This window comes from Hymenobacter terrestris, from assembly GCF_013377905.1.
GTDB lineage: Bacteria > Bacteroidota > Bacteroidia > Cytophagales > Hymenobacteraceae > Hymenobacter > Hymenobacter terrestris.
This window is the reverse complement of record NZ_JABKAV010000097.1, coordinates 1-8,583: the sequence shown is the minus strand read 5'-3', so window position 1 is coordinate 8,583 and position 8,583 is coordinate 1. Positions and strand designations below refer to the sequence as shown.

5 protein-coding genes are annotated in these 8,583 nt (G+C 58.6%); 1 reads left to right on the top strand and 4 read right to left on the bottom strand.

Annotated elements, in window-relative coordinates; translation table 11 throughout:
* Positions 1-183: 183 nt before the first annotated feature.
* Positions 184-393 (top strand): hypothetical protein, encoded by a 210-nt coding sequence (locus HW556_RS17370; RefSeq protein WP_176901390.1) that lies wholly within the window; start codon positions 184-186, stop codon positions 391-393.
* 118 nt (positions 394-511) lie between these two features.
* Here the strand turns inward: HW556_RS17370 and HW556_RS17365 are convergent, their stop codons facing one another.
* The 4 genes from HW556_RS17365 to HW556_RS17345 form a co-directional block, all read right to left on the bottom strand.
* Complete coding sequence (locus HW556_RS17365) at positions 512-3,541, bottom strand: PAS domain S-box protein (protein WP_218136958.1); 3,030 nt, start codon at positions 3,539-3,541, stop codon at positions 512-514.
* A gap of 480 nt (positions 3,542-4,021) precedes the next feature.
* Positions 4,022-4,288 carry a barstar family protein gene (locus HW556_RS17355; RefSeq protein ID WP_176901389.1) on the bottom strand — a complete coding sequence of 89 codons (267 nt, stop codon included), beginning with the start codon at positions 4,286-4,288 and terminating at the stop codon, positions 4,022-4,024.
* A gap of 235 nt (positions 4,289-4,523) precedes the next feature.
* A complete protein-coding gene (locus tag HW556_RS17350) occupies positions 4,524-7,349 on the bottom strand; it encodes a gliding motility-associated C-terminal domain-containing protein (protein WP_176901388.1) in 2,826 nt (941 codons plus the stop codon).
* A gap of 149 nt (positions 7,350-7,498) precedes the next feature.
* Entirely contained in the window at positions 7,499-8,071 is a 573-nt protein-coding gene (locus HW556_RS17345) for a recombinase family protein (RefSeq protein ID WP_176901387.1), read from the bottom strand.
* Between the last annotated feature and the right edge of the window lie 512 nt (positions 8,072-8,583).

The window sequence follows — 8,583 nt, the reverse complement described above, 5'->3', positions numbered from 1 at the left end:
CGAAAGTAAACGCGTTCCGTTCAAAAATAGGGCTGTTTGTTTAACCTCTGGCAGTCGGATGAGCCTTGCAAGATATCCGAAAACAGATATCTTGCAAGGCTCATCCGACTGCCAGATTTGCTAGGAGAAACTCACGGCCTCGGCACATTTTTATTCCCACGATACCACTGACTGCGAATCCCTATGAAAAACCCATCCCGCTCCTTCTACTTTGTTGCCACCTTATGCCTTCTCTTGGCCTTGGGCGGAACATTCATGGCGGGCTACTATTCCGGCCGCAACGACTCCTTGGCGAAGCTGGGGCTGGGGCTGAGCTTTGGAGGCGCGGTCTCTCTCATCTTCGCCACCGCTTTGTACAAAAAACGAAAGGGCAACCCAGACAGTCCGCGCTAAGGAGACACGGCTGAATGACGGCCTAGTGCCGTGCAGATAGGCTTGCCCGCTTCGGTTTACTGAAACGGTGGAAAGCGCGAGCGTTCTCCCAAAGTAGCTAATTGGCTTGTCAGCCCGCTTAGGGGTGCAAGACCGTCTTCGCAGACGGGCCCGTTTTCGTGAGCAACCCCAGCTTTTCCTCTAGCTCGCGGGCAGCCAGTGCGCACACGGTTTCTATTTTGCCAAACAGCGTGTGGATGCGGGCCTGACTTTCGTCGCTTTCCCAATCCCCGGTGTCTTTGAGAATGAGAATCACAGCCAACGCCTGGATGGCTTTGGCAATGTCTTCGTATTGCGGGTCGATGCCCATGGTGGCAAACGTGGGAATGATGGAATGCGTCGCCATCTTCAATCCAATCCAGTTCCGTTCGGCAATGGACTTCTTCATGGTCTGCACCAACTGCGGAATCTCCTGTAGGTACAAGCGAATCATTTCGGCCATGCGCATCTCGCTCTTGGTGATGCGTTTCAGGTAATCGAAGTTCACGCACGTAAAAGGGGGGTCTTGCAGTTCGCCCTCCAAGTCCTCTGCGGCGGGCGCATGACTACTGGCTTGCTTCAGAAACTTGATGATTTTGCTGTAGAGCAGCTTGTCGTCGATGGGTTTGGAGATATAGTCGTTCATGCCCGCGGCTTTGCATTTAGCTACGTCCACGGTCGTCACATCGGCCGTCAGGGCAATGATGGGCACCTTTAGGTGCAGCTCGTTGCGGATGTACTCCGTGGCCTCGAAGCCGTTCATCACGGGCATCTGCAGGTCCATCAGCACAATGTCGAACGGGGTAGTGCGCAGCATCTCGACGGCTATTTTGCCGTTGCTGGCCACCTCCATCGCGAAGCCAAAGTCCTCGAGCAGCGTCTTCATCAGCAGTTGGTTCAGGGCAATGTCTTCCACCACCAGCACCTTCACGTTCTTAAATCCCGCTTCCAAGTCGATGTGCAGGCCGAGGTCGGCGGCAGCTTTTTCGGTGGTTTTGGGGAAGCTCAGAATGAAGCTGAACGTGGAGCCCCTGCCCTCCTTGCTGCGCACGTTGACCGTGCCACCTTGCGGCTCCACCAGGTTTTTCACAATGGCCAGGCCCAGGCCCGTGCCGCCGTACAGGCGGCTGGTGCCGCTGGTAGCCTGCTGAAAATTGTCGAACACGGTGTCCAGCTTGGCCTCCTCAATGCCGATGCCGGTGTCCGTAACGGCAAACTCCAGGATGACTTTCTCTTTGTCCTGCACCAGCAGGCGCACGCCCACCGTGATGGTTCCTTCGCTCGTAAACTTGACGGCATTACTCACCAGGTTCAGAATAATCTGGTGCAGGCGCACGGGGTCGCCCATGAGCACCTCCGGAATCCGGGTGTCGTAGTCCATCTCCAGGGCCAGGTTTTTTTCCTGAATTTTGGTTTCGAACAGGTGCACCATGGCCGTCACCGAGGCCGCAAGCTTGAAGGGAATCTGCTCGAAAGTCATCTTGCCCGCGTCCACCTTGGCCAGGTCCAGGATGTCGTTGATGAGCACAATGAGCGTATCGCCGCTGAGCTTGATGGCCGTCAGGTATTCTTTCTGCTTGTCGCTGAGCTCGGTTTTTAGCACCACTTTCGTGAAGCCGATGATGGCGTTCATGGGCGTGCGAATTTCGTGGCTCATATTGCTCAGAAACTGCTGCTTGGCCTTCACCGCATCTTCGGCCTTGGCCTGGGCCTCCTCGGCCAGCACGGTGGCCAGCTCGGCCGCAATTTTGGCTTCGGTGAGTTCGGTGGCGATGCGTTTCTGGTCGGTTACGTCGCGCGCCACCACCACCACGCCCAACACTTCGCCCTCGTCGTTCTTGTACACCGAGCCATTGAACAGTACGTCGGTCAGCTTGCCGTCTTTATGCCGGAGGGTGAGCGGCGAATCGGCCACGGTGCCCTTGGCAAACACCTCCTGGTACACTTCGCGCGCCATCTGCGGGTCGGTGAAGTACACGAAGAAATCAGACCCACTCAGCTGCGCGCGGTCCAGGCCCGTGATGTTGACCGTGGCCTGGTTCATGTCTGTGATTTTACCTTCCGGGCTGATGGTCACCAACGGGTCGCGGCTGGCTTCAATCAGGCCACGGGCGTAGTTAGCAATGCGCAACTCGGCCGCCCGCTTTGCCTTTTCGTCGTTTTGAAAAGCTAGTTCCTTGTTGGCCAGCACCAGCTCGGCGGCCCGCTTTTCCTTCTCGTCGTTCTGGAACGCCAGCTCAATGTTGGCAATGCTGAGCTCGGCCGCGCGCTTTTCCTTCTCGTCGTTCTGGAACGCCAGTTCGGTGTTGGCAATGCTTAACTCTTCGGCCCGTTTTTCCTTCTCATTGTTCTGAAATGCTAGCTCTTCGTTGGCGATGCTCAGCTCTTGCGCGCGTTTTTCTTTCTCGTCGTTTTGAAAAGCTAATTCCTTGTTCGCAATGCCGAGCTCGGCGGCCCTCTTCTCCTTTTCATCGTTCTGAAAAGCTAGCTCAGTGTTGGCGATGCTCAATTCCTGGGCGCGTTTCTCCTTCTCATCGTTCTGGAAGGCGAGTTCGGTGTTGGCGATGCTCAGCTCCTGGGCGCGTTTCTCCTTCTCATCGTTCTGAAAGGCCAACTCTTCGTTGGCCACGCTGAGCTCCTGCGCTCGTTTCTCTTTCTCGTCGTTCTGAAAGGCCAACTCTTCGTTGGCAATGCTGAGTTCGTCGGCCCGCTTTTCTTTTTCGTGGTGCTGAAAGGCGAGTTCCTTGTTGGCAATTCCCAGCTCCGTGGCCCACTTCTTTTCGGCGATTTCGCGGGCCACAATGACCGCGCCCAGCAGCTCGCCGGCATCGCCTTTGTACACCGAGCCGTCGAACAGCACCTCCGTGAGCGCGCCGTTGGTGTGGCACAGCGTGAACGGCACGTTGCTCACGGCCCCGCTGGCCACCACTTCTTGGTATACTTTGCGCACCTGCTCCGGCTCCGTGAAGTACTGAAAGAAGTCCGAGCCCATCAGGGTCTCGCGGGCGACGCCCGTGATTTTCACTGCGGCCTCGTTGGTGTCGATGATGTGGCCCTGCAGGCTCACTGTAACCAGCAAATCCTGACTGGCTTCAATCAGGCGCCGGTACCGCTTTTCGCTTTCTTTCATGGGGGGCCGTGGTGACCGGCAAGGCTTCAGGTAATTAACGGCGCTGCTTGGCAAACGGCGCCTTTAAGCAAACAGCACGCTGATCCTCAAAAGACTGGCACGTCTGTTTTAAATACAAAATAAATCAGCACTTTGATGATTGTAGATGCCTGATTTACATGCAAGATACGCTACTAATCCTCTTATAAGAGTTATAATAGGTAGCTGGCTCCATCGAGTATTACGCGCCAGTATCCTTGGCCGGGAAGCATTCCTTGGCCGCATGCGGGTACCCATCACGTTCCCAAAGCCCGTACGACCCTGCCCGGTCAGTCATCGCCGGAAGGGGCGCGCAAGGCTGGCAAGATTCCCACGCGAACAAGTCTACTGCGGCGTGCTTGAGCTATTTATCTTATCCAGCCCGTTTGCCACGGTGCTCCGACGCCGCCGAGGTCGGGCCGGCTGCTCGTTCACCTAAATGGTCCAAAGGTAAACAGTGTCTTAGTGGACTTCAAGTAGAAACCCCGGCACTTCTTGCTCGGCATCGCGCAGGGTTTCGAGCACTTGGTCCGCATAGAGGCCCAGGTGCAGCCGGCTTTGGGCAAAGTCTCTCCATTCCACGGTCAAGGGCACTGCCACGCATCGGATGCAGTCCCACAGCGCGTCCAAGTTCTTACCGTAATAGTCGGGAAAGCAGAGGTGCTGTTTGAGCTGGGCGTGCAGCGCCTGCTCGCTCGTCATCTCCGACCCTTGCAAAATGACTTTCATCTGGGAAGATACTCAGAGGCGTTCAGCGAAACGGTCCGAAGCTAAACGAGGCTTGTTGTATAAATACGCCCTCTTACCCTCTCACAATAACTACCCCTGTTCAGACCGTTTCTAAACAAAATATTGCCCTTGGCCCTCGCCATGAGGAACCAGCTGGCGCAGCGAAATCATGCATAAGTCACACCAACGCCCCAGACGCATAAAGGCAAGTTCGGCCTTGCAAATTACGCACCGGTCATAGCGCTACTTTAAGCCACCCTTTGTACATGAGTGGGTTTCCCTCTTGCTGCAATAAATAATAGTAGACGCCAGGGGCAGCGCCGGGGCCCCAGTCATGTCGATAAGCGTCGGTGGCGTACACTTGGCGGCCCCACCGGTTGTAAATCTGGAGGGACCACTTGCCAATTAGCCCTTGCGCTATAAACGTTTCGTTTTGCGGGTCGCCGTTGGGCGTGATGATGTTGGGGATGCGTACGCAGGGCCGGTACCCGATCTGCCGGGTAGCGGTTCGGGTTTCGCAGGCCGTGCTGACCGTCAGGGTGTAAGTGCCGGCCTGTTGGACTAGCAAGCCAGGCGTGGCGGCGCCGGTTGACCAGCGGTAGGTAGCCCCGGGCGGAATGGCGGCAAGGGGCTGCAGAAACAGGGCGCTGCCCTCGCACAGGGTCGTATCTGCTCCCAAGATGAGGGGGGGCAGGTCCGGTAGGGAGCGCACGCGGTAGCTGGCGCTGCTCTGACAGCCTCCGTCATACACTACCACCACCGAGTATAATCCCGGTTGCGTCACGCTAATAATCGGGGTGGTTGCGCCGGTGCTCCACCGGTAAGCTGTAGCGCCGGACTGACCCGCTGCCAGCTGCACGGGGCGTACCGCACACAACAGGGAATCGCCGCTAATGGCTGCCACCGGAACAGCGACGGTATGGGAGGCACTGAGTGAGCACCCACCAGGAAAAGAAGCCGTTACCGTATAAGTCCCCACCTGCGTCACTGCGAGAGTGGGGGTGGTGTCGCCCGTGTTCCAGCGGTAGGCTGTGGCCCCGGGCGCCACGGCAGTCAGCACGTTGGGGGAGCCCGGGCACGCCTGCGCCGGGCCCGTCACGGCCACGGACGCTCGGCGCACCACCACGCGACGGGTGGCGGTGCAACCGGCGGGGTACCGGGCCGTCAGGGTGTAGGTGCCGGGCTGGGTGACGGTCAGGGCGGGGGTGGTGGCGCCGGTGTTCCACTCGTAGGCAACGGCATTGGGCGCCATCCCGAGCAAGGTAAGCGCGGCGTTGGCGCACAGCACACTGTCGCCGGCAATGCTGATAGCCAGGCTGACAGCGCCGACCCGGTGGCGAACGGTACGCGTCTGGCCGGTAGCGAAGACCACCTGGACCGTGTAGATTCCCGGTTGCGTGACCTGAATGGAGGCGCTGGTCGCGCCGGTACTCCACCGATAAGACGTAACCGGTCCACTCACCGACGTGTTGAGCGTGAGCCGCCCGCCGCTGCAAACAAGTGTATCGCCCACGATGCACGCCGTGGCGGAAGGCAACGCTTCAATTGTGGCCAGGTAGCCCACCACCGTGCCCGCAGCACCGGGCACATTCAGTGCACTGAATTGCGCTTGTGGCTGGGTGCGCCCCACAACGTAGACCTCGTTGGGAGAACCGGACGTTGAAGCACCGTACGGGAACAACCCAAGGGCGTAGTCGGGCCCTGGCCCACCGGCCCGCTGGACCCAGTCGAACTCAACGGACCCACACGGGGCGTTGAGGTGGCCCACGAAGATGTCGGGAACACCCGGCGGCCCGGCACTGGTCAGCGAATGTGAATCGAAGATGGCGGTGTTTTCAAAGTCTCCAACCACGTGGATACTTTCGCTAAATGCCCGGACGCCTCGCGCGACGTCATTGCCGGTACCTCCCGCGCGCTTTACCCACGCGAAGTCGGCTGTGGGGCCGGCGTCTTCCACACGCGTGATAAAGGCATCTGTGGTGGCGCCGCTGGCGTCGGTATTGGCAACGGTGCTGGCGCCAAAGCGGGCAGTAGGCCCACTAAAAGCGCCCACCAGGAAAATGCCATCGCCTCCCCCCGCCGTGCGCGCGGCGCCTTCCGGCCAGTCATCGCCCGGTCCCCCGGCGCTATAGGCCCACATGAAGGTGCCTGAAGTAAACGCATCGGCCACCACCGCCACAAAAATGTCGCGGGTGCCCACGGTTCCGTTATTCGACAATACCGTGGCACCGATGGCGGCGGTGGAGCCGGAAAACCCGCCCACGACGTAGGTTTTGGCTCCAATCATCACAACGCCGGTTACCTCCTCGCTTTGCGCGCCGCTGATTGGCAAGAACCACATGACCGTTGCATTCGGCCCATTGTCGTAGAGGCTGGCAATGAATCCGTCGGTGTTGGCCCCGGTACTGGTGTTGCGCAGGCGCAGGGCTCCCACGCTGACCTCAGGGCTGCCGAACGAGCCGCCCACAAACACGCGCCGTCCATCCGAGCGCAGCGACGTAATGCGCTCATTGGCTGTGCCCGACACTGATTCGCACCACTGAAAAAAGGCGTTGTTTCCGCCGTCATTAAGTTGGGCAACGAAGCCGTCGCTGGTGCCAGGAGTACCGCGGTTGGTCAGCGCGCGCGCCCCGAATGCCGCCGTGGGGCTGCGGAAGATTCCGGCCACGTACACGTTCACCCCATTGCGGCCCAAGGCGCTGGCCTCTTCGTCGGCGGTGCCGCCGAACCGGAGCGCCCAAGTGAAGCTTCCTCCCTGCCCAACCCTTCGCCACTTGGCAACGAAACCATCGGTGCCGCCCGCGCTGGTCAGCACCGTGGTGCCTATTCGCACGGTGCCCTCGAAATGCCCGGCAATGTACATGGCGTCTGAGCCCTCCGGTTCAATGGCCGTTACCGTACAAAAGCGGCTATTGAGTTGCTCAATGGCTATGAGCTGTCGCCAGGTTGGCGCCTGTGCGCGGCACATGGGGGCCGCCAGCAAGGCCATTATCCACACGAGCAATGCCGTGGCGCGGCTGAGCCGAAAGTAAATCGGAGCCGAACGTTTGTAATAATTCATGGAAGATTCGGAGCAGCAGCGTAACGCACGGTCAAATATTGCCGAAAAGATTCATGATAGCAGCAGCGCTAAAAGTGAGGTGGTCTGCTTAGACAGGACAGAATTGAGTGGTATCTAGTGCGAGACGCGACACGCGGAAGTACTTTGCCTTATTCCGCGTCTGAATGGCGCAATTCTACCTGGCGGCGGTAGCGCTTAACGCTGGACTCGCTCACGCCCGTGGCGGCTACCGTCTGATGCACTGACATGCCGGTGGCCAGACACGCCTGCACCTTGGACAACTTACTTTCATCCACACCCGGGCGACGGCCCAGGTGTTTGCCCTGCGCTTTGGCCAGGGCGATACCGGCCGTGGCTCGCTCGCGAATGCTCTCGCGGTCGTATTCGGCCAGTGCGGCGAAGATGCCCAGCACCAGCCGGCCGGCGGGCGTGGCCGTGTCGATGCCCAGGTCCAGGGCTATGAAGCGCACCTGACGCTCGTGCAGGTCGGCCACCAGCTGCATGATGTGGGCGCTGTTGCGGCCCAGCCGGTTCAGGCGGGCCACAGTCACTGTATCGCCAGCGCGCAAGGTGGCCAGCAGCTCAGTGAGCATGGGCCGTTGGGTAGTGGCGCCGCTGACCTTTTCCTCAAACACCCGGTCGACGCCGGCGGCCTGGAGTTGGTCGAGTTGGGTATCGAGGTGCTGGTCTTTGGCTGAGACGCGGGCGTAGCCGAAGTTCATGGCAAATGGGTCAGGAAGGTGGGTCCACGAAGATACTTGACTGGCGCCACTTTCTGGCCCCTGATATCCGGGACAAGCCGCTACTAATTGATGGGGTCCTGGAAGGTGTACCTTTCTGGGCCCTGCCTCCGCGCAGTAAGATGCGTTGACACACCCATCGAGTGACCGCTCGCTTAACCTTTGTACCAAACTTTTAACCAAGGCCGGCATTCATTATCTCACCTATTATACCCCACGTCCCAGCAACTACTCTGGTAGTAGTTGCCACCAAAACTAGAGGCTCGACCGGCCCCACCCTCCCTTAGGCAAGTATAGGTTGATACAATAATACTGGCCAGTCGCTCTATAAGTCTAACTATTGCCACAAGGGCTTTTATTTTAGGGCAACCTACTTACAGCATCTCGACTCAGTCACTGTTAGCCGAAGCCACCTAATTTAATTCACTACTAAAGTATTAATATATAGTTATTTACAGAAAATTCATTGTCACAATTATCATAATTTTCTTAAT